The sequence below is a fragment of the Acidocella aromatica genome (genome assembly GCF_014201825.1).
GTDB classification, from domain to species: domain Bacteria; phylum Pseudomonadota; class Alphaproteobacteria; order Acetobacterales; family Acetobacteraceae; genus Acidocella; species Acidocella aromatica.
Genome location: NZ_JACHFJ010000021.1, coordinates 1 through 18,309, shown reverse-complemented (window position 1 = coordinate 18,309; position 18,309 = coordinate 1). Strand labels below are relative to the sequence as shown.

At 58.9% G+C, this 18,309-nt stretch carries 19 protein-coding genes; 5 read left to right on the top strand and 14 right to left on the bottom strand.

Annotation, left to right across the window (positions count from 1 at the left end; all coding sequences use genetic code 11):
• Positions 1-61 precede the first annotated feature (61 nt).
• Both HNP71_RS13905 and HNP71_RS13900 read left to right on the top strand, forming a co-directional pair.
• Positions 62-2,986, top strand: coding sequence for an AAA family ATPase (locus tag HNP71_RS13905; protein WP_183267549.1), 2,925 nt, complete (start codon positions 62-64; stop codon positions 2,984-2,986).
• An 18-nt stretch (positions 2,987-3,004) separates the two neighbouring features.
• Entirely contained in the window at positions 3,005-3,727 is a 723-nt protein-coding gene (locus HNP71_RS13900; RefSeq protein WP_183267548.1) for a DUF6118 family protein, read from the top strand.
• Positions 3,728-3,810: 83 nt separating this feature from the next.
• On the opposite strand, the gene HNP71_RS13895 is transcribed toward HNP71_RS13900, so the two are convergent.
• Together HNP71_RS13895 and HNP71_RS13890 are read right to left on the bottom strand one after the other, a co-directional pair.
• The gene (locus HNP71_RS13895; RefSeq protein WP_183267547.1) at positions 3,811-4,578 is read right to left on the bottom strand and encodes a hypothetical protein; all 768 of its coding nucleotides are present in this window, start codon (positions 4,576-4,578) and stop codon (positions 3,811-3,813) included.
• Positions 4,575-5,153, bottom strand: a complete 579-nt coding sequence (locus tag HNP71_RS13890; protein ID WP_183267551.1) for a recombinase family protein — start codon at positions 5,151-5,153, stop codon at positions 4,575-4,577. The genes HNP71_RS13895 and HNP71_RS13890 overlap by 4 nt, the downstream gene beginning before the upstream one ends.
• Positions 5,154-5,390: 237 nt before the next feature.
• Between HNP71_RS13890 and HNP71_RS13885 the strand changes: the two genes are divergently transcribed.
• A complete protein-coding gene (locus HNP71_RS13885) occupies positions 5,391-5,660 on the top strand; it encodes a hypothetical protein (protein ID WP_183267546.1) in 270 nt (89 codons plus the stop codon).
• Positions 5,661-5,868: 208 nt separating this feature from the next.
• Here the strand turns inward: HNP71_RS13885 and HNP71_RS13880 are convergent, their stop codons facing one another.
• The 3 genes from HNP71_RS13880 to HNP71_RS13870 all read right to left on the bottom strand — a co-directional run bounded on the left by HNP71_RS13880 (position 5,869) and on the right by HNP71_RS13870 (position 8,946).
• Positions 5,869-6,546: a recombinase family protein gene (locus HNP71_RS13880; protein ID WP_183267545.1), complete on the bottom strand. Its 678-nt coding sequence runs from the start codon at positions 6,544-6,546 to the stop codon at positions 5,869-5,871.
• 178 nt (positions 6,547-6,724) lie between these two features.
• On the bottom strand, positions 6,725-6,988 hold the full coding sequence (locus tag HNP71_RS13875; RefSeq protein ID WP_183267544.1) for a WGR domain-containing protein: 264 nt from the start codon (positions 6,986-6,988) through the stop codon (positions 6,725-6,727).
• Between the two features lie 161 nt (positions 6,989-7,149).
• A complete protein-coding gene (locus HNP71_RS13870; RefSeq protein ID WP_183267543.1) occupies positions 7,150-8,946 on the bottom strand; it encodes an SEL1-like repeat protein in 1,797 nt (598 codons plus the stop codon).
• A gap of 161 nt (positions 8,947-9,107) precedes the next feature.
• On the opposite strand from HNP71_RS13870, the gene HNP71_RS13865 reads away from it, so the two are divergent.
• The gene (locus HNP71_RS13865; RefSeq protein ID WP_246344241.1) at positions 9,108-9,905 is read left to right on the top strand and encodes a DUF5677 domain-containing protein; all 798 of its coding nucleotides are present in this window, start codon (positions 9,108-9,110) and stop codon (positions 9,903-9,905) included.
• A gap of 174 nt (positions 9,906-10,079) precedes the next feature.
• Here HNP71_RS13865 and HNP71_RS13860 read toward each other — a convergent pair whose 3' ends face one another.
• From HNP71_RS13860 to HNP71_RS13840, 5 genes are all read right to left on the bottom strand, one after another.
• Positions 10,080-10,418: an HVO_A0114 family putative DNA-binding protein gene (locus HNP71_RS13860; protein WP_183267541.1), complete on the bottom strand. Its 339-nt coding sequence runs from the start codon at positions 10,416-10,418 to the stop codon at positions 10,080-10,082.
• 146 nt (positions 10,419-10,564) lie between these two features.
• Positions 10,565-10,972: a DUF2442 domain-containing protein gene (locus HNP71_RS13855; protein ID WP_183267540.1), complete on the bottom strand. Its 408-nt coding sequence runs from the start codon at positions 10,970-10,972 to the stop codon at positions 10,565-10,567.
• Positions 10,965-11,309, bottom strand: a complete 345-nt coding sequence (locus HNP71_RS13850; protein ID WP_246344240.1) for a DUF4160 domain-containing protein — start codon at positions 11,307-11,309, stop codon at positions 10,965-10,967. Before HNP71_RS13850 ends, HNP71_RS13855 begins: the two co-directional genes overlap by 8 nt.
• A 99-nt stretch (positions 11,310-11,408) precedes the next feature.
• Entirely contained in the window at positions 11,409-11,669 is a 261-nt protein-coding gene (locus tag HNP71_RS13845) for a hypothetical protein (RefSeq protein ID WP_183267539.1), read from the bottom strand.
• A complete protein-coding gene (locus HNP71_RS13840) occupies positions 11,662-12,288 on the bottom strand; it encodes a ParA family protein (protein ID WP_183267538.1) in 627 nt (208 codons plus the stop codon). Before HNP71_RS13840 ends, HNP71_RS13845 begins: the two co-directional genes overlap by 8 nt.
• A 430-nt stretch (positions 12,289-12,718) precedes the next feature.
• Between HNP71_RS13840 and HNP71_RS13835 the strand changes: the two genes are divergently transcribed.
• Positions 12,719-13,402, top strand: a complete 684-nt coding sequence (locus HNP71_RS13835) for a helix-turn-helix domain-containing protein (protein ID WP_183267537.1) — start codon at positions 12,719-12,721, stop codon at positions 13,400-13,402.
• Between the two features lie 268 nt (positions 13,403-13,670).
• Here HNP71_RS13835 and HNP71_RS13830 read toward each other — a convergent pair whose 3' ends face one another.
• The 4 genes from HNP71_RS13830 to HNP71_RS13815 all read right to left on the bottom strand — a co-directional run bounded on the left by HNP71_RS13830 (position 13,671) and on the right by HNP71_RS13815 (position 18,077).
• Entirely contained in the window at positions 13,671-13,838 is a 168-nt protein-coding gene (locus HNP71_RS13830) for a hypothetical protein (RefSeq protein WP_183267536.1), read from the bottom strand.
• 86 nt (positions 13,839-13,924) lie between these two features.
• Positions 13,925-16,930 carry a Tn3 family transposase gene (locus HNP71_RS13825; protein ID WP_183267535.1) on the bottom strand — a complete coding sequence of 1,002 codons (3,006 nt, stop codon included), beginning with the start codon at positions 16,928-16,930 and terminating at the stop codon, positions 13,925-13,927.
• A gap of 3 nt (positions 16,931-16,933) precedes the next feature.
• On the bottom strand, positions 16,934-17,560 hold the full coding sequence (locus tag HNP71_RS13820; protein ID WP_183267534.1) for a recombinase family protein: 627 nt from the start codon (positions 17,558-17,560) through the stop codon (positions 16,934-16,936).
• Positions 17,561-17,753: 193 nt separating this feature from the next.
• Entirely contained in the window at positions 17,754-18,077 is a 324-nt protein-coding gene (locus tag HNP71_RS13815; protein WP_183267533.1) for a conjugal transfer protein TraD, read from the bottom strand.
• Positions 18,078-18,309 lie beyond the last annotated feature (232 nt).

Genomic DNA, 18,309 nt, shown 5'->3' with positions numbered 1-18,309 from the left:
AAAAGCTTAGTAACATGGTTGCGCTGACAAAGTTGGCGCGGCGGCAGGGAAGCGGCAAAGGATGGCGAGCCGGTTTGTGCGCGTGGAGATTGTCAAGGCGGGGGCGGGCAGCAGTGCCACTGGCCTGTCGGCCTATATCGCCCGTGACGCCCGGCTCGATCAGAGCGGCGAACGCTTCAACTTCGCGCATCGCGCCGACGAGCTGGAAGCTGGTGGTCTGCTGCTGCCGAAAGACGCGCCGGAATGGGCCGGCGACGCGGCGCTGGTATGGCGTGAAGCCGAGCGAGCCGAGCAAACGCTGGACCGGCAAACCGGCGAGTGGCGCTGGAAGAAGGGCGGGCAGATTGCCAAGCATATGACCATCGCGCTGCCGCGCGAGGCCACGGCGGCGCAGCGCCAGGCGATGCTCATGAAATTCGTCAAGCAAGAGATCCAGCCGCAGCGGCATGGCGTCGCCGTGGAGTGGGCGATCCATCGTGACGACAACAACCCACATGCACATCTGCTGATCAGCACTCGCAGCCTGTCCGGTGACGGCTTTGGCAAGAAGGCGCGGGGGATGAACCCGGATTTTGCCAGTAAGGGCGCCCGCCACTTCATCGGTGAGGCGGAGAATTGGGATCAGCGCTGGGCGGCGTTCCAGAGTGCGTATTTCCAGGAACATGGGATCACGGCGACGGTGCGCGAACGCCGGGTGGTAGCGGAGGCGCATTATACCCGTGGGCAGATGCGGGACGCGCAGGTCACGGCCGAGCGCGAAGCGCTCGCGCAGGAGAACGCGGCGGCCGAGCTGGCTCGCTGGCGCGACCCGGCGCAAATCCTGGAACAGCTGACGGCGCAGCGGGCGATGTTTACCGCCCGCGAGGTGCGCCAGGCGCTGAACAAATCCGGGCTGGAGGGCGAAGCGCGCGAAGCCCTGGAAGCGGCGATCACCGGGCATGCGGAGGTCATCGCCTTGGCTAACGGCAAGGGCGAGGCGATCGGTTGGACCACCCGGCAGGTGCGGGCGGAAGAGCAGGCAATCATCGACGTGGCCGAACGGATTGGCGCCGTCGCCGGGCGCCCGCTGGGGCAGGGCGCCCGCGCGTGTTTGGATGCAGCCCCGCTGCTGCCGGAGCAGCACGCAGCGGCGGCACGGGTCAGCGATGGCCGGCAGCTGGCCATCGTCATTGGCCGGGCCGGGACCGGCAAGAGTTTTACCTTGGGCACGGCGCGGCAGGCGTTTGAGGCGGAGGGCTATCGGGTCATCGGCCTGGCGCCCACCAATGCCGTGGTCGCGGATTTACGCAAGGATGGCTACGGCCATGCCGCCACGCTGCACCGCGAGCTGGGGCAGCTGGAGCGCGGCAAGACCAGCTGGGATGCCAAAACCGTGGTGATGGTGGATGAGGCGGCGATGATCGACAACGCGATCATGGTCCGGCTGTTGCGGGCGGCCGAGCGCTCGGGGACGAAGCTGATCCTGGCTGGCGATGACCGCCAGTTCCAGTCGGTGTCTCGCGGCGGCATGTTCACCGAGTTGGTGGCCAGGCATGGCGCCGCCGAACTGGCCACCGTGCACCGGCAGACGCAGGCGTACCAGGCGCGGGCGAGCGAGGAGTTTGCCCGTGGCGAGATGCTGGCCGCGCTCAAAGCCTATGACCAACGGGGGCAGATTGTCTGGTGCGACAGCTTGGCCGAGGCGCGCGCGCAAGCCGTGGCGGCGCAGTCGGCAGGCGAGGGGCCGGGCTTCCTGTATGCCAGCACCAACAAGGAGGTGGAGGCATTGAACCGGGCCGAGCAGGGGCGGCGCCGGGCGCAGCGTGAGGCGGCGGGGGAGCTCATCCCGGCGCACAGCTTCCAGACGGTACGCGGCGAGGTGTCGATCGCGGTTGGTGAGCGGGTGCAGTTCTACGCGACCGACCGGAAGCTCGGCATCGCCACTTCGGAGTTCGGCACCGTCACAGCGGTGACACCGGAGCGGCTGGAGATCGTCAAGGATGACGGGGCCACGGTCAGCTTCGACCCGGCTAGCTACGATAAATGGGGGCTGGGCTATAGCGGCACCGGCTATAAGGGCCAGGGCAAGACGCAGCCGCGCACCGCCGCCGTCTACGACAACTCCTATGCCTGGGACAGCCGTGCCGCTTACGTCATCGGCACCAGGCACCGGGAGGATTACCGGCTGTTCGTGCCGAAGGAACTGGCGCCGGATCTGGCCACGCTGGTCGGGCAGATCGAAAAGCCGCGCGAGGACCGGGGCGCGTCGCTGCGGTTCGTAGCGGTAGCCGCCGGGCAGACGCAGGATCGTGCCGTGGGCCCCCAAGCCGTGCGGCCCAAGCGCAGCATGTTCGATGGCTTGAAACTCAATGCCGGGCGTTCCCGGCAGGAATCCAGCGGTGCCGCGCCCTCGCGACCGGAGCGGGATCAGCCCGTGGTTCTCCTGCATGAGGCGGTGGAGTGCTATGCGCGCGTCTGGTCAGATATCGGACTGATGCGGGCGGAAAATCTACCCATTCTTGACTCGCAGCGGCGGGCGTTGCGCGAAGCGGGGGCGGCCATGGACGCGGTTCGGCCGGGGGCGACGCAAGATTTGCGCGCGGCTTTGACCTACGAGCCGACGACCCAGCGGGCCATGAACGGGTTGCAAGGGGGCGAGCGAGCCGCGCAGCTGGTGGCCGGGATCAAGCATGAGGAGCGAGTGCGGCAGGAGCCGACGCTGAAAGCGGCGAGGCTGGTGAAAATGTGCAGCCGCTTGGAGGCGCAGCATGCGGGCTTGGGCGGATGGGACCAGGCCGCAGCGCGCGGCGAGGTCGAACGTCAGTTGCATGACATTGCCGGCATGGTGAAACGCGATCCCCAGCTCGAAGCCCTGATGCGCACTCTGTCGAAGGCAGAGGGGATCGCACCAAACTCATGGCTTGGCCGCGTGTTGCAGGCGCCGACGCTGGAGCGGGCGGTTAGGCAGAACATCGGGCAGGACCACGGGCTGAGGCTGTCGCGGTAGGATCAGCAGGAGACAAGCATGGAGCATGAGGTGGACAGGCAGGACGAGGCGGGTGATCCGGCGCAGGCGTTCGAGGATCTACGCGCCGAGGTATCGGTCATGCGCCGGGCCGTGGAGGCGTTGCCGCAGGCTCTGGCGGAAAACCGGCCGCCGGCGCCGCATGATTACCGCTCCGATATCGGCAAAGTCGCGCAAGGACTGGCGGCGGTCGCCGACCGGCTGGGGGAGATCGAGAAACATCCGGCGCTACGGCTGACGCCGGATGCGTACAGCCAGGCGATTGTCCGCGCCGGCACTTCGGTGATGAGTGTGGCTGGGCAGAAACTCGATACGGCGACGCAAAAGATCAACCTGGCGGGGGATCAGCTTGTCGGTTTGATCGGCACCGTACGGGGCCAGGACGAGCAGCGTAGTTGGCTAATGTGGACTGGCTTGGTGGCTCTGGTCCTAGGAGTGCTGCTGTCGCCGCTTGTGGCGGTGGCGTTGCCATTTGGTGGGGGCAACTGGGTTGGCGCCTTTATCATCGAGAGCCATGCTTGGATCCCCAGTCGCTGGAATGCCGGATGGGCATTGTTGCAGGCTGCTGACCAAGTGGGAGCGCAACAAGCGGCGGTCGGTCTTAATCTTGTGCGGGACAATCAGGCTGCCATCGCCGCCTGCCAGGAGGTCGCTATCCGGTCGAGGAAAGACCAGAGCTGCACCGTTATCGTTAAAGTGCCCGTAGGACTGAATAGCCCCTAGTTTTCTAGACGCCTTGCGCTTTCAAAACCTGCTGCCTTTCGAACTCGACAGTAGTAAACCAATGCTATAGGTCCGCCGTTTCGTCAGTTCGTGCGAAGCGGCGGCTCGGGCTCAGTTTTCAATTGAATAAGCTCTGGAAGCTGGGAAGATTCAACTTTAGCGCAGATGTGCGATATATCACCAATGTTGATAGTGATGGGGCTCGCATTATCAGCTTCTTCCGAGGTGCGTGGAAAGACACATAGACGAAATTCCTTCTGGTAGCTAAAGCGCTTTTGCTTCCTAAAAGGAATTTCCTTTAGCGGAATCTCGCCGTGGAAAGTCTCTTCGTTATAATATTCCACTAATTTGGCCTGCGCTCGGTGGTGCTCACCGGCAAGTGCGGTTTTAAGCTGGGCCAAGAATGGAACGGCAGGAGTGATGACAGCAAATTTGCCGAATTGCATGCATCTTTCGTCGATTTGTAGTTGTGCTTGCAGTTCGTCAACCTGTTCAGGGGACAAGCTGAGCTGGCCGTCAATTACCTCAAAACCTGTTGTGTGTATCGCATATACGCAGAACAGGTGTAAGTTATTATGGTGGTGAAAACTCATAGAGACAGGTCCGGCAAGATCGTTTTTGGTTATCTCAACCTCGCCCATTCCCGGAAAATTGATCTTCATGACAAGGTCATGCGGCTGCCACCACATGGCAATGCCCTCTGTCAAATCCGCGCGTCCGTCGCTATCAGCGCTTTCTACCTGCCTAAAATAATCGAGGGTATTAAGATACAGTTCTCCTGCCATAAATTGGTCGGCATAGCGCTCTTCAGTAAAAAATTTGATGAGATACCAAATGTTGGGGACGCTCATGCTGTAGCTCTCGTTAATCGCGAAATTGTCGCCAACCCTACATTATAGCTGCGTGCCAGCTCTTTGAGTGTCGCGCCGTCAATCCGGCGTTGCCGGGCCTCGGCTTGCTGTTGAGGGGTGAGGGCAGGGGGGCGGCCCATATGTTGCCCCCGCGCCTTGGCCAAGCTTCGGCCCTCTGCTGTCCGGGTGCGGATAAGGTCTCGCTCCACGTCAGCCAGTCCAGCCAGGACAGCCAACATGAGCCGTCCGGTACTTGTGCCGGTATCGGCCCATGGCTCGGCTAGAGAGCGGAAGGAAGCACTAGAATCTGCAATTGTCTTCACGATGGCAAACAGATCGAAGGTCGAGCGGGCTAGACGGTCGATTCTCGTCACTACCACCACATCACTGGCCTGCACCTGACGTAGAAGCCGTATAAGCTCCCGCCGGTCTGCCCGTGCTCCTGAAACCTTTTCTTGGTACACGACTGCACATCCGGCTGCATGTAGCTGCCCGATTTGGGCATCCAAAGCTTGGCCGTAGGTGCTGACACGAGCGTAGCCGATTAGCCGGGAAGGGAGGGAGGTTTCGGTCATATCTTTTGGAAGCGATAACCCATTGAACGGAAAAAGCTCAAGAGCATTTCCGAAAGTCTTAAGAAGCGCTCTTGTCGCGTAAATTATAAGCTGATCAACAAATAGTAGTGAAGGGTAGCGAGAAGAAATAAACAAATACAAGGAAAATTATTGAACAATTTTATTGACATAATTTTGAATTACATTTACAAATATAAAGCCAGAATAGTCTGGCATTATATTTAATGGATAAATTATATGTCTGATAGTACAAGAGTTAGGATAACAGACGTATCTGTCGCCAATATTGAGGTGGCAACAGATGCAAAAATAATCCCTGTTAAGGGTGGTTTTAATGTTCAAGTGTCGAATCAGTACGGTGCAGAGATTTTAAAAAATGGTGGTGGGAACGCCGTGTATAAAACAAAAGGCGCCGCCAAAAGAACCGTTGAGAGACACAATAACAACATTAAGTGGCATGAGGATAAGGTGCTACCTTCGCCAAGCATGATGCCGCCATCAACATAGTTTATTGTGAAATAATTATTTTATAATTTGATATTTATTTGAATTTTATCTTCGAGTAGCCACTTAAATTTAAGTGGCTACTCGTCATGCTCATCTAAGCAGATGAAACGTACCGAGTTTGCTAAAGGTTTTTGATTATACAACGTCTATCGCATAACTTGTAAGTCACGCGACAGCCGTAAAGATTACTCGTTCAATCAGAGCAACATCAAATCAGTTCTTGGCCGACAGCGGCACCGAAATCGACCTCTTCGTGGACGTTTTGCGGGGTAATTCCGCCCAAAATTGTAGCCAACTCATGTTTTGTGGTTGTCGCGCCCAAAGCGCGGTAGAGCGTTGCCCGATGAACGCCAAGCAGCTTGGCGACCTCTGCCACAGGGCGGTCTTCTTGCTCCACGAGTTGATAGGCATGGGCGATCTGCTGAGCTGAGAGCGAGGGGCGAGGACCAAACCTAACACCACGAGCCTTGGCCGCTGCCCGGCCGGAGCTCGTCCGTTCCACAATTAGAGACCGCTCGAAATCGGCGATGCCGGCAAATACGGTCAAAACCATGCGCCCGGCTGGGGTAGTGGTGTCCGCCCAGGGCTCGGCCAGGGAGCGCAGTCCAGCCCCAGCCTCCTTGATGCGCTCGGCAATCTCCAGCAGGTCGCGGGTGGAGCGCGCTAGGCGATCCAGGCGCGTAACCGTCACCACGTCACCGGTTCGGAGATGGTCGAGCAACCGCGCGAGTTCGGGCCGGTCGCGCCGGGCACCGCTAACCTTTTCCTCGAAAATGCGGGTGCAACCGGTTTGCCGTAGCGCCGCCCGCTGCTGGGCCAGATCCTGGCCTTGGGTGGAGACACGGGCATAACCGATCCGGGGACCGGAGGTGGGCTTACTGGGCATGCTTCACCTGTCGCAATTTATTATGCGAGTTTTCTATAACTTGCAACCAAGATGCGCGACAAGAAAAACCTTAGCTATTGGCGGAAGTGGACAGCTGTCGCATAATTTATGATAAGTGCGACAATTGGCTTCATCGTTGGATGATTGGCCCCCGCGATTAGGCACCAATCCGGCGCGGTCATGTGGCTTGGCGCTCGCAATAGCCGCGCCGCCGCTTGCTGCGGGCGAGCTTGGTAAGAGCGTTGAGCGCGGTACCTGCATCGGGGTGAAGCTCGAGGCGCTGGCGGCCGGAGGTGCCGATGCGCCCCCAGCGCCGGATGAGTACAGTGCGGCCAAACAGATCAGGCTGGATCTCCAGGCGATAGAAGCGCTGCTCGTTCAGTTCCGGCCGCACGTGGGTCAGCTCCACGACCTCGGGAAATAGCGCGAATTGGACAGGCATGCGGACCTCCGCGACATTTTATATCATAGATAGCTGGTTAGCCCGGCTACCCAGCTATCTTATCTTGCAGCTGGCCTCTCATATCATGGTCGCCCAGGAAGTCTCACGTTTTCGATTGACACGTAGCTTACTGCGCCGCTTAGCCATCCGTGAACCGTTCCCTACTGCGGCGTCGAGTATTTCTTGCCGTCGTATCGGTAGACTTGGTCGCCGGCTTGGATGACCCTGTTGCTCGCATCCAGCACCGTTCCGTGCCGACGAACGATAAATTCAGGCCATCCACCATTTGTGGCTGGCACCATTTCGACAGTGCCGGTCCAGGCGTAGCATGGATAACCTTCGGGATCAGGCTGACCGGGCATGCAATTGCCCGTCGTGTCATCGCCTGTGGTAAGCCCGCCAATATCGGCCCACTGCCCGTTTACTCCGCCAGAGAACATGTATATCTCTTGGCCTTTCAGTCCCTCACCCATCCCGAAATAACTATTCGGAACCAGAACGGCGAAGCGATCATTGCCAAGGTTATATTCCTTTGTGGCAATGCGATCCGGAGACGTATAAGGCGCGCTTGGATTTTTTGGTGGATCAACGTCGCCATACGATCCACTCTGTGTGAAATTTAACTGGGCGTTTTGTCCGAAATTGAAATTTGTCGGCTTAACGATCTCATTGAACGTAACAACGCTGATATTGGCGCTGGCAGCGTGACCAGAATCACCTTTGGTCACAAGGAATACGGCATATTGCTTTTGACCTCCCGCAGTGAATTCACGGGAAAACCAGATCCGTGTCGCTACATAAACATCTGGCGTCGTCGATGAATTAAATACGAAATCTGGTGCCCAGTCTTCATAGGAAACGCTGGTCGGCAGCGGCGTGCCTGACATCCATTTACTCGACAAGGTTTGTGCATCAGCGATCTGCTCCGGGGTCATGACGGTGCTGACTTTATCGCGCTTATCCTTCGAACCTGCATTACTCTGCGCCACTGCCAGATTAAAATACATATACGAGAGCACGACACTCTTCGGGACGCCTTTTCCGTTATCATATAGTTGTCCCAGAGCATCCTGTGCTGACGCGTAATTCTGCTCAGCCGCCTTCTGAAATAATGCGGCGGCTTTGGCATCATCTTCGGTAAAGCCCTGGGCGTTCAAATAATCTACACCAAGATTATATTCGGCTTCGGCGTTCCCTTGATCAGAAGCTTCCTTGAAGTATTTATTCGCTTGCGCATAGTCCTGAGGTACACTTTGGCCCGCAAAATACAGATAACCAAGCTGAGCTTGGGCATCATCATCACCCTGCGCCGCTGCTTCTTTGAAAAAGCTCAGTGCTTGGTCGTTGTCTTGCGCCACTCCCCAGCCATTTGCGTACATCATTCCTAACGCATATTGGGCGTTTGGCAGACCTTGATCGGACGCCTTCTGCAGTAGTGCAAAGGCTTTAGTGTAATCCCGCTGTACGCCGTTGCCGGACAAATAGTTGGCTCCGAGATTTGCCTGAGCGTCGGCATAACCTTGATCGGCAGCCTTTTGATACCAAATGTCCGCCTGCGCCCCGTCATGTGGTAGACCGTTGCCACTGTCGTAGAAAGTGCCGACCGCCCATTCTGCGATTGGTATGCCATGATTGGCAGCGCGCTGCAGCCAATACACGGCTTTGGCATGGTCGATCGGGACGCCTTCACCGCGGTTGTAAATCAATCCAAGATTGGCCTCACCGCGGGCATAGTCGGCAGTGGCTGCTTTCTGGAATAACATCAACGCCTTGCTATAGTCCTGTGGCACACCGTTGCCGGCGATATATAGATCCCCGAGATCGGTCTCTGCTTGCGGGCTATACCAGCCGTCGAATGGGTGAAGGTCGACATATGTTGTCGCATAATCCTTACTCAGAAACGCCTGGTGGCCGGCATTGATCTGATGCTGCCGGTACCATGCTGCAGACCCAGCCATAGCTCCAATGACGACTACTCCGCCCAGTAAAGCTACCCATAGTCGCATGTTTCACCCCACTATTTCTGAGTGAATTTATACGGTTAATGGGCAGGTGTTCAATGCATCATGCGAAGTGAGATCTGGTATTCTCAAGGATTGGGAGGGTGTGCCGAGTGAAGATGCAGGAAACGTTTGAAGAGGCTGGTTTCCTCAGCCGTCAAGCTAAACGTAGCATTCATGATCTGCGAGCCGGGAGTCGCGTATCGTTCGACCTAGCCTATGATCTGAATGAATTGATGATGCGTACGGCGCTCGCCGCCATGAATGCTGCACAGGGCCACAACTGGACCCAGCAGACCGTGGCCGTCCGCCTCCTGCTACGGACTTCCGAGTCCTTCCAGGGCGTCATTCTCCTATCTGAGCGGGGGATGGTATCCCCGGCCCGGGCCCTCGTACGGATGATTGTGGAAGATTCGCTGTGCGCGGCTGCGCTCTTGGAGAAGCCGGATGAGGTTATCAGGATGCTGCGGGATGATGCCGAGACCAGCCGGCGAGGGCAGGCAGCCTTCATATCAGAACAGCAGCTTGGCGACGACCCGGCCATGCTTGCCAAGCTCCGGGCGGCCGTTGAGACTATGGAGAAGAAGAACAGTCGTATCGACTGGAAGAAAATGGCGAAGATTTCCACCATGCTACCGCAATACCTGAACTATCAGCGCCTCTCGGACGGAGCCGTCCATACTTCCGCATCCTCCTTGGACCGTCATATCGTGCGCGATCCGGAGGGGAACGGCTGGACCTACCGGATAGGGCCAGGAGAGCCAGGCGACATAGACGCAACCCTTCACAGGGGAATCCTGGCCGCCATCCCCGTGGCCTTGGTTGTTACGCAGGTTGTCCCAGATTCCAGGACAAATGCAGCCCTTGTTGCCTTGGAGAGCCGCTTCCTCGCTCTGCCGACCGGGAATACCGTTTAGACTCATCTTCCTGCAAAGCGGGAGGGCGAGGTATCGGGTAGTGTTGAAAGACTGCTTCGGGACTGCTTCTTGCGTCGGCCTACGGCCGGGTTGAGTCGGTTCCGGCTGGTACGAAAGTTTTGGTTTTTGGATTACTGCAACACTGCAGATTTGTTTTTCGCCCCCCGTCAGCAACTACTCAATGTACAAATCTTTGTAGGGAAAGATTACCCCCTTATTTTCCCTGAACTCCAAAATACCGGCTACCAAGAGAGCCTGCACATCGTCGTGAACAGAGTTCACATCGCGGCTTACCAGCCGTGCCACCGCCAAGATCGACATAGCTTCGTGCCCAGCCATGAGTTGCAGCAGTTCCTGACGCCGCGGCGTCAGCGTCAGCCGCATCAGATCGAGAGTCGCAAAAGTGATTCGCGGCTCCTGGTGTTTCCATTCAAAAGCATTGGCCAAGCGCGCCCGCGCATCATCAAAGCAACTAACGCTGATCGTCACTGTTCGTTTTTCTTTTTCAGCCATTGCTATACTTCTGCTGTGTGGCAAGGCTCAGTAACAACGCTTTGCTACGAATTAAAATAAGGCAGTAAACACGACCTTAGCTCCCCTCAAATTTGGTCGAATGGAGAACAGTGCGGGACGAAATTCTTAAAACTCGCACCATGCCATTATCCCTGAGCTGACTTAGGAGGGCGTCCACCCTTTGCACCGTTTTGCCGTGCTGCTGCTGCCTTGGCAGCGGACGTTGCTCTACCGGCCTGTCTGGCCATGTAGGCTTTGGTTCCGAACAGGCCAGCGAGTAGACCGGGAACCGACAAATCAGCATCGAGTGCTTCCCAATGAAGGCCATAGCCAGCCCCAAGAATTTCGACTTGGGCCAGTTGCTCATCCGTTGCGGTTTCCAGCCCCTGGGCAAGATGCGGAGGAAACGTAAAGGTGCATCCGTTTGCCAGATTAACGACCATGCGACCGAGTTTTTTGTTGTACCGAGCTTTTGTTGCGCGTGGCTCGTTCAGGTGCGCGATCTTGCCGCGTTCCATCGCGGCGTCAATCTGGGCGTCAGTCAATTCAGCCATGGATCTCCTCCCATCGGGCCAGCAGCAGTGTTTGCTGCTCGAGAACTATCCGCATGGCGCGGCGGACCTCAACGCGGGTCATACCTTCAGCTGAGACCAATTCAGGGGTGCCATCAGCACTGTACAAATTGATCTTAGCATGACCGTCACCGAAGACGTGGACGTGGGCCGGCAGGTGATCGTCGACGAAGATGATCACGCGCAGGCCGTGAGCGCGAAATACAGTGACCATTTCAACCAAATAACCTATCTCGTTGGGTTTTTCAAGGACATTATTTGGAGATGAGGCTGGTCTGGGGCGCTTCCGGATGGTGCGCTGACAACGCACCGCCAGCATCCGCGACGCTCGCCTCTTCCCGCACCTTCATTGCTATCAAAAACCCATAGCTTACCGGAGCTCGAGGTTGCGGCAGAGGCGATATGCCGATCCTCAGCACTAATATCCCCGCCGGGTAAGATATTCTTCAATCGCCTCGTCTAACATCGTCTGTTTGTTTATGCGCTCTTTGAAACCCATAATGCGCAGACGTTCATTGTTCCGCCTGGTGATTCTTACGGTTATTGTGTCGCGCTCCTCCTTTATAGGTACACTGTAGTCGCGCGCTGGCGCGGCTGCTTCCGGCAGAGTCTCCACTTTTGCAGCTTCGCCCTTAGCCGGCATGATGGAGCTCAGGGGGGATAGCGGTTGTTTAGTCACGAGACATCTCCAGGCGGGAGTTGATGTAGAACCAGAGCTCGCGGACCTCTTTGGCGGCCTGGCTATGTGGGTCGACTTCAGGTGCGGTAAGGCCATCCACTTTGGCAGCGGCGTAGTCGATGCGGTCCCACACGAATATCGGCGAAACGACGCCGTGTTGGCTCAGGGCGATAGCCGCCTCCCCTGTCAATTTAACTCGCGGTTTCACCCGGTTGATGATGAAGACGAGTTTCTTCTTTGCAGCGTTGACCATTTCGACAGTCGCGCCGACAGCACGCAGGTCGTCTGGGCTGGGCTGGACCGGGATCAGCACTAGATCTGCCAGAGCAATTGTGTCGGCCACGCTAAGGTTCATTGCTGGTGGCGTATCGATGATAACCGTTTTAATGCCGTGTGCATGCAGAACGTCGAGCGCTGATGAGAGGTCCGGCTCCGCCCTCGTCAAGATGGGCGTTTCGGCCTTTCGGGCATCCCACCACTTAGAGAGCCCGGCCATGTCGTCCGTGTCGATGATAGCTACAGGCCCTGCGCCGGCCCGCTCTGCTTCAACCGCAAGATGACAGGAGAGTGTTGTCTTTCCTGCTCCTCCCTTACGGCTAGCCAGCACGATAGTTTGCATAATGCCAATCCATAATTGATGTGATGTTTGGCTGATTTCAAGCACACAATTTTGGTTACATCAATGCTCGTAAGATTTTTTGAAATATTGCAAGCTTGCTTGCAATATTTCAAGTAGTAATGATTGTTTGATTGTTTTTTGATAAAATCAAACATTTGCAATGCGTTGCTAATATGTGCAGGTTGAGGGAGCGAGGCGATTCGCGCCCTGTGCATTTCAACTTTCTGGTGTGGAGAGCATAGCCCAGAAATAGCAAAACCCGCCTGGAAGGCGGGCCGTGCATACCGGCAAAGGCCGGGAGATTACGTTGTCTGGTAAACACGTTTTCTCCCACCTTTCCGTCTTTTGCAAGAGGATTCTTGCCACGGGCGGACTTGCGCCGATTTCCGGCCGCTTCCGGCGGGCTGCTAAGCAGCTCGATGGGGTTAGAATGAGAGGTCTTTTCAGGAGTTTTACGGCGATCCGCACCGACGTGCATCCGGTGTGGCGGGGCAGCGTGCGGGCCGAGGTGCGGTTCACGCCGCTGCCGAAGAAGGCGGCGGTGCAGCTGTATCACCGGGCGCGGGAGTGGGAGCGCTCGACCCGGCAGCCGGGCCGGCATGGCGGTGCCATTGGCCGCATCGGGCTGGCGGTGCTGCACAGCCTGCTGTTCGATTTCCTCAACCACCGCACCGGCCAACTCGACCCGTCCTATGAGGGCATCGCCAAGAAGGCGGGGGTCAGCCGGGCCAGTGTCGGCCGGGCGCTGGTCCGGCTGCGAAGCTTGGGCATCCTGGATTGGGTGCGGCGCTGCGTCGGCGAGCTGCGCGACGGCCGCTTTGTGCTGGCGCAGGAGCGCAACGCCTATGCGGTGCAGGGGGAAGGGCAGTGGCGGGGCTACCGGCCAGCGTCGGCCCTGCCAGGGGCGCCTGAGCCAGGCACCTGGGGCGAGCATCCATCGCTACCCAGCGCGCTGGCGCAGGCGGTGCAGGATCAAGCGACGGGGCTATCCCAGTCGGCGGTGCTGACGGCGCTGGCCAGTGATCCAGGCGACGCCCTGGCCGTGGCCTTGGCCCGTATGGGCCAGGCGTTGGCGGCGAGGGAAATCCGCGGTTTGTCCGGCGTCTCAGCCTGAGCAAGAAACCTCCTCAGAGTCATAAATACCCTATGCCCGAATAATTTTATCTCTCTCACCAAAGCTTCAACGGACACGCCCTCCGGGCGTGAAGTGTTAGTCTTGGATTTTTGTTACCCTAAAATGTACCATCGAAGCTGTTCGGGGCGGTGACCAGGACCACTAGCTCAGGAAAGATCGAGACATATCACCACCGGCGGCAAAAACTCAGCCCAACGTTTTTGTCGCAGGCTGCTAGCCTCACCACCACAGCCCCAGGCCGTCCGCCTCAAACCAGCTCGACCACGCCACCAGCGAGTGCCGCCTCGGCGCGAACATCATCTGGATCGCCGATCCCATCCCAAGACACGCCATTCCATTTGAAACCGCGCTTCTTCAGCGCCGTGGTGATTGCTTCCCCTGGCGCTTCGGCGAAGGCAACACGTAGCTGCCGCACCGGCTTGGCCGGTGCGGTTTGGGCCTGCAGGCGGCCACGTTGGGGTCTGAGTAGCAGCGGAACAGAAAACCTACACAAGCCCGCCGTCATGCATCATCGATACCGGCATTGCGCGGGTCGCGCAGCGGTCGGAGTTCGCCTCGTGCGACAAAATCCGGCAGCGTGAAGGCATATCGGCCGAGCATGTTGATGTGCTTGAGCCCGAGGGGTGACAGTCGTGCGACGTCCTCGGGCCTGACCTCGTAACCCTCCGACATGAGCTGGTTCAGCGTCGCGTCCATGTAGATCGTGTTCCAGAGCACAACTAGATTGACCGTCAACCCGAGCGCACCGAGTTGGTCCTCCTGACCTTCTCGGTAACGCTGGCGCAGTTCGCCCCGCCGGCCATGAAAGATGACACGGGCGAGCTGATGACGGCCTTCGCCGCGGTTAAGCTGGATCAGGATGCGCCTACGGTAAGCCTCGTCGTCGATGAAGCGCAGAAGGTAGAGCGTCTTCACCAGACGACCGAGTTCCTGGAGCGCTCGGGCGAGCCGGGTCGGGCGGTCATTTGTCTGGAGCGTCCTGGTGAGGCCGGCGGCACGCACCACTCCAAGCTTTAACGAGCCGGCGAGGCGAAGCAGATCGTCCCAATGTTCGGCGATCAGCTTCATGTTGATTTTGTTCGACGCAAGATCATTGAGCACGCCGTAGTCGGCCTTGCCGTCGATGCGCCAGAACCGTGCGCCGCCGACATCGGCGATGCGTGGGCTGAACTGGTAGCCGAGCAGGAGAAAGACCCCGAAGATCGTGTCGGTATAACCAGCAGTGTCTGTCATGATCTCAGTCGGCTGAAGCTCGGTCTCCTGCTCAAGCACGACGGCGAGAAGGTTGAGGCTGTCGCGCAACGTGCCGGGCACGGTGACAGCGTTGAGGCCGGTGAACTGATCGGAGGCGAGATTGTACCAGGTGACACCCCGCTCGCGCCCGAAATATTTGGGATTCGGACCCGAATGGATAGTCCGCACTGGCACGACGAAGCGCAGGCCATCGGCGGAGGCAACCTCACCACCGCCCCAAATCCTCGCGAGTGGCACCGCGTTCTGCGCCGACACCAGCGCGGCGTTGGCGATCGTCAGCGTCTCGGCGCGCAAGAAGTTTTGCTTCACCCAGCTGAGCCGTGAACGCCGCAACGCCGGTGCATCGAGGCGAATCAATGGCTCGAAGCCCGTGTTGGTCGCCTCCGCCACGAGCACGGCGCAAACGCTGGTGGCGATGTCCTCGGCTCGCGCGCCGCCCTCGCTCGCGTGGGTAAAAAGATTGGCGAATCCGGTTCGCGCGTGCATCTCAAGGATCAGTTCAGGCAGATCTAGCCTCGGAAGGCGCGCATCGATTGCCGCGCGGAGCGCAATCAAGCTCGGCGGTTCGTCTATTTTCTCCAGGCGCTCGACCGAAAGGTCGTGACCATCGGGCGTGTTGATGATCGTCACCGCCGAGTTCACCGGCATGCGTTCGGCGGTCTCGCGGTATGCAAGGTCGAGCCGCCGCGACAGCCTGCCGAGTTCTTCCTCGGCCGATGCCGATACGCCAACGGTGCGACAAATCGCCGGCCTCGCCGCCTCCCACGCCGCGCCAGACAGCAGACCTTTTCTGGGATCTGCATAGCGCAGCGAACGAAGCGGGAAGATGTCGCGTCTGCGGATGGCCCGGCGAAGGCCGTCGAGAACGCAAAGCCGGTAGCCGGTCAGGTCCAATGAGCCGTCTGCGGTCTTCAGCTGCCCCAGCCACCCCTTCGGTGCGAACGCCGTAGGCGCCGGTCCCGGGCGCTTGCTGCCAGAGTGGACGACGCGCAGGTACTCAATCGCTTCGAGTAATGGCCGGCCCGCCGGCGCCGCACCGAGATCGAGGCCGGCGAGTAGCGCGGGCGCGTATCCGATTTTGCGATGGTTTTTCCTAAGCTCCGCGAAATAAGTGTCATCTCGGGGTTCGGCGAGCGCCCCGACGCGCTCAACCGCGGCGACGAACGCATCGCGGTCGATCAGATTGAACACGGCCGTGCGCACATCACCGTCCGATGTTTCCTTATCGAGAATAACGATTCCAGCATCGCGAAGCTTGAGCGCGGCGGCGTCGAGATCGCGCAGAGAGCGCAGTCTGGCCTCCTTCGACGCTGCGTCGGCTTGCGCGAACATCGAAGTTGTAACCGCATCAAACAAGTCGATAACATCGTCGCCGGCCGTCGCCTCCAGCGTCCTGACGAAGGCAAGGAGCGTGGCCGCGCGCCGGTCGTTCGGCAGTCGCGCGACCGCCTGCGCCTTTGCCGCCGCCGCGAAGCGCGCGAGCGCCACGATTTTACCCGGCGGCAAACGATCCGTTTGCGGAAGACCGTTGGTGAGCGCGCGGATTTCTTCCAGACGGGCGAGCGCCCGGCTGATTTCGCGGCCACTCTGAATGTATGGGCCGTCGCGCAGGCGATCGAGTGGGCTCTGGCGCTCGCCATCGGGAACCACGATGAGCTCGTCGAGGCTCGCCCGTTGTTCAGGCGTCATCGCCTTGATCAACAGGCGGTGCAAATGCGAGTTTGCGCGCGTCCGAACCCTGGCCACGGCACGCTCAAGCACCGAGAGGCCCGGTAGCAGCACCTTGGCTTCCAGCAGCCACGCAACCGCGCGGTCAAACAAGACCGAAGGGCGATCGGTGCCGGTCCAGCACAACGCATATAGAAAGCGGTTGAGGCGGAACGCGATTCCAAAGTCGGCGAAGGCGCGGTAGCCATAGCGCTCGCGGATGCGAGGACCATGCCGCCAACGGCCCGCGCTTTTTGCGTAGACCGAAATGAGTTCGGCCGAGCCGGTAATCGACAACTGGTCGGCGGCGAAGCCCACGGCCAACGCCGGCGCCATGGCAGGATCTTCGAGCAAAGTCCCGAGGAAGCGCAGCGAGCCAAGCTGGATTGCAACACCGAGACGATTGTGGTCGCCGCGGTGCTCAGCCACGAACGCGCGATCGGTGTCGTCGAGGTGAAAATGGCGAGCGAGTTGGTCCGGTGTGGGTTCGCCGGCGAACTGGCCATACTCGCGGGTTTGGCTGTTGGTAAGAAAACTGACCGGCACCAATCAGCCCTGTTGCGCCCGAGTGGAGGCCCTCGGCGCACGTTTGCCTAGGAGTTCCGTTGCCTGTTCCCGTGGTTGGCCTTTGGCGTCGACGTATGCATAGAGCGTCGATAACGATACCCCAAGCTGGGCAGCGATGTCGCGCGCGGCATTGTCGCGATCGGCCATCATCGCCATCGCTGCTTTGAGTTTCTGCTTTGTCATCACACGCGGGCGCCCGCCTGCGCGACCTCGCGCGCGGGCCGCCGCCAACCCCGCCATGGTCCGTTCGTGGATGAGATCTCGCTCAAATTCGGCGAGCGTCGCGAAGATGCCAAACACGAGTCTGCCGGTCGCCGTCGTGGTGTCTACGTCGCCGGTCAGCACCTTGAGCCCGACCCCGCGCATTTTCAGATCACTGACAAGGCCGACGACATGGGTCAGCGAGCGGCCGACGCGATCGAGCTTCCACACAACGAGAGCGTCGCCATCCCGAGCAACGTCGAGCGCCTTGGCAAGGCCGGGACGCTCGGTCGCCCGTCCAGAACAGACATCTTCATAGATCCGCTCGCATCTAACCCGTTCCAACGCATCACGCTGGAGATCGAGGTTCTGCTCCCCGGTCGATACGCGCATGTAGCCGATCAGCATGTCCGGGACCTCCTGTTCATCAACCTAAGCTGGACATGGTTTATAGGCTATAGGTTTCTGGACGGATTTTTGGGAAAAATGGGGAGATATCGGCGCTACAACAGCACCAGTCATAGTCTTCGCATCAAACCGGGGTTTGTTGCAAAGCGAGGGGCTCAGTAATCCTTGTGTAGGTTTTCTGTTCCGTTGCTACTCAGACCCCACGTTCGGCCAGTGCCGCCTGCTCGGTGGCACTCATCGCCGCCAGCAGCGCGAAACCGCCGCGCAGCGCGTCTTCCGGCCAGCCGTTCAGCTTGGCAGTAAAGGCCAGGCCACCCAGCCGGTATTTTTCCCGGTCCTCGAGCTTGCGCCGCGCCACCGCGAGTTGCGCCCGGCTTTGGGCGAGCGCCGCAGCAGATTTTTGTAGCTTCAGCTCCTTCAGCTCCAGCGCCTCGGCCGCCGACAGTTTCGCCCCGGCTTTCGCCTGCGCCGTCAGCACGGCCAGCCGATCCATTGCCGTTTCGTCAAATCCAGCCATCCGCACCCCCAAAGAAAATCGTGAGACGTCCAGAGTCTAATCAGCATATCTTCTGGTGATCAACTAATAGTTGAAACGACGAGAAAGCCAGTCTAGGCTCAATATACATTTTGCTGTGCAAAATGTGGTTATTGAGGAAAAGCTTAGTAACATGGTTGCGCTGACAAAGTTGGCGCGGCGGCAGGGAAGCGGCAAAGGATGGCGAGCCGGTTTGTGCGCGTGGAGATTGTCA

Bases quoted from the DNA above. Each gene is read 5' to 3' on its own strand.
- HNP71_RS13865 (WP_246344241.1), top strand. From the start codon at position 9,108: ATGCAGGAAACGTTTGAAGAGGCTGGTTTCCTCAGCCGTCAAGCTAAA.
- HNP71_RS13815 (WP_183267533.1), bottom strand. From the start codon at position 18,077: ATGGCTGGATTTGACGAAACGGCAATGGATCGGCTGGCCGTGCTGACG.
- HNP71_RS13895 (WP_183267547.1), bottom strand. From the start codon at position 4,578: ATGAGCGTCCCCAACATTTGGTATCTCATCAAATTTTTTACTGAAGAG.
- HNP71_RS13820 (WP_183267534.1), bottom strand. From the start codon at position 17,560: ATGCTGATCGGCTACATGCGCGTATCGACCGGGGAGCAGAACCTCGAT.
- HNP71_RS13835 (WP_183267537.1), top strand. From the start codon at position 12,719: ATGAGAGGTCTTTTCAGGAGTTTTACGGCGATCCGCACCGACGTGCAT.
- HNP71_RS13875 (WP_183267544.1), bottom strand. From the start codon at position 6,988: ATGCCTGTCCAATTCGCGCTATTTCCCGAGGTCGTGGAGCTGACCCAC.
- HNP71_RS13870 (WP_183267543.1), bottom strand. From the start codon at position 8,946: ATGGCTGGGTCTGCAGCATGGTACCGGCAGCATCAGATCAATGCCGGC.
- HNP71_RS13900 (WP_183267548.1), top strand. From the start codon at position 3,005: ATGGAGCATGAGGTGGACAGGCAGGACGAGGCGGGTGATCCGGCGCAG.
- HNP71_RS13880 (WP_183267545.1), bottom strand. From the start codon at position 6,546: ATGCCCAGTAAGCCCACCTCCGGTCCCCGGATCGGTTATGCCCGTGTC.
- HNP71_RS13850 (WP_246344240.1), bottom strand. From the start codon at position 11,309: ATGCTGGCGGTGCGTTGTCAGCGCACCATCCGGAAGCGCCCCAGACCA.
- HNP71_RS13885 (WP_183267546.1), top strand. From the start codon at position 5,391: ATGTCTGATAGTACAAGAGTTAGGATAACAGACGTATCTGTCGCCAAT.
- HNP71_RS13860 (WP_183267541.1), bottom strand. From the start codon at position 10,418: ATGGCTGAAAAAGAAAAACGAACAGTGACGATCAGCGTTAGTTGCTTT.
- HNP71_RS13840 (WP_183267538.1), bottom strand. From the start codon at position 12,288: ATGCAAACTATCGTGCTGGCTAGCCGTAAGGGAGGAGCAGGAAAGACA.
- HNP71_RS13905 (WP_183267549.1), top strand. From the start codon at position 62: ATGGCGAGCCGGTTTGTGCGCGTGGAGATTGTCAAGGCGGGGGCGGGC.
- HNP71_RS13890 (WP_183267551.1), bottom strand. From the start codon at position 5,153: ATGACCGAAACCTCCCTCCCTTCCCGGCTAATCGGCTACGCTCGTGTC.
- HNP71_RS13855 (WP_183267540.1), bottom strand. From the start codon at position 10,972: ATGGCTGAATTGACTGACGCCCAGATTGACGCCGCGATGGAACGCGGC.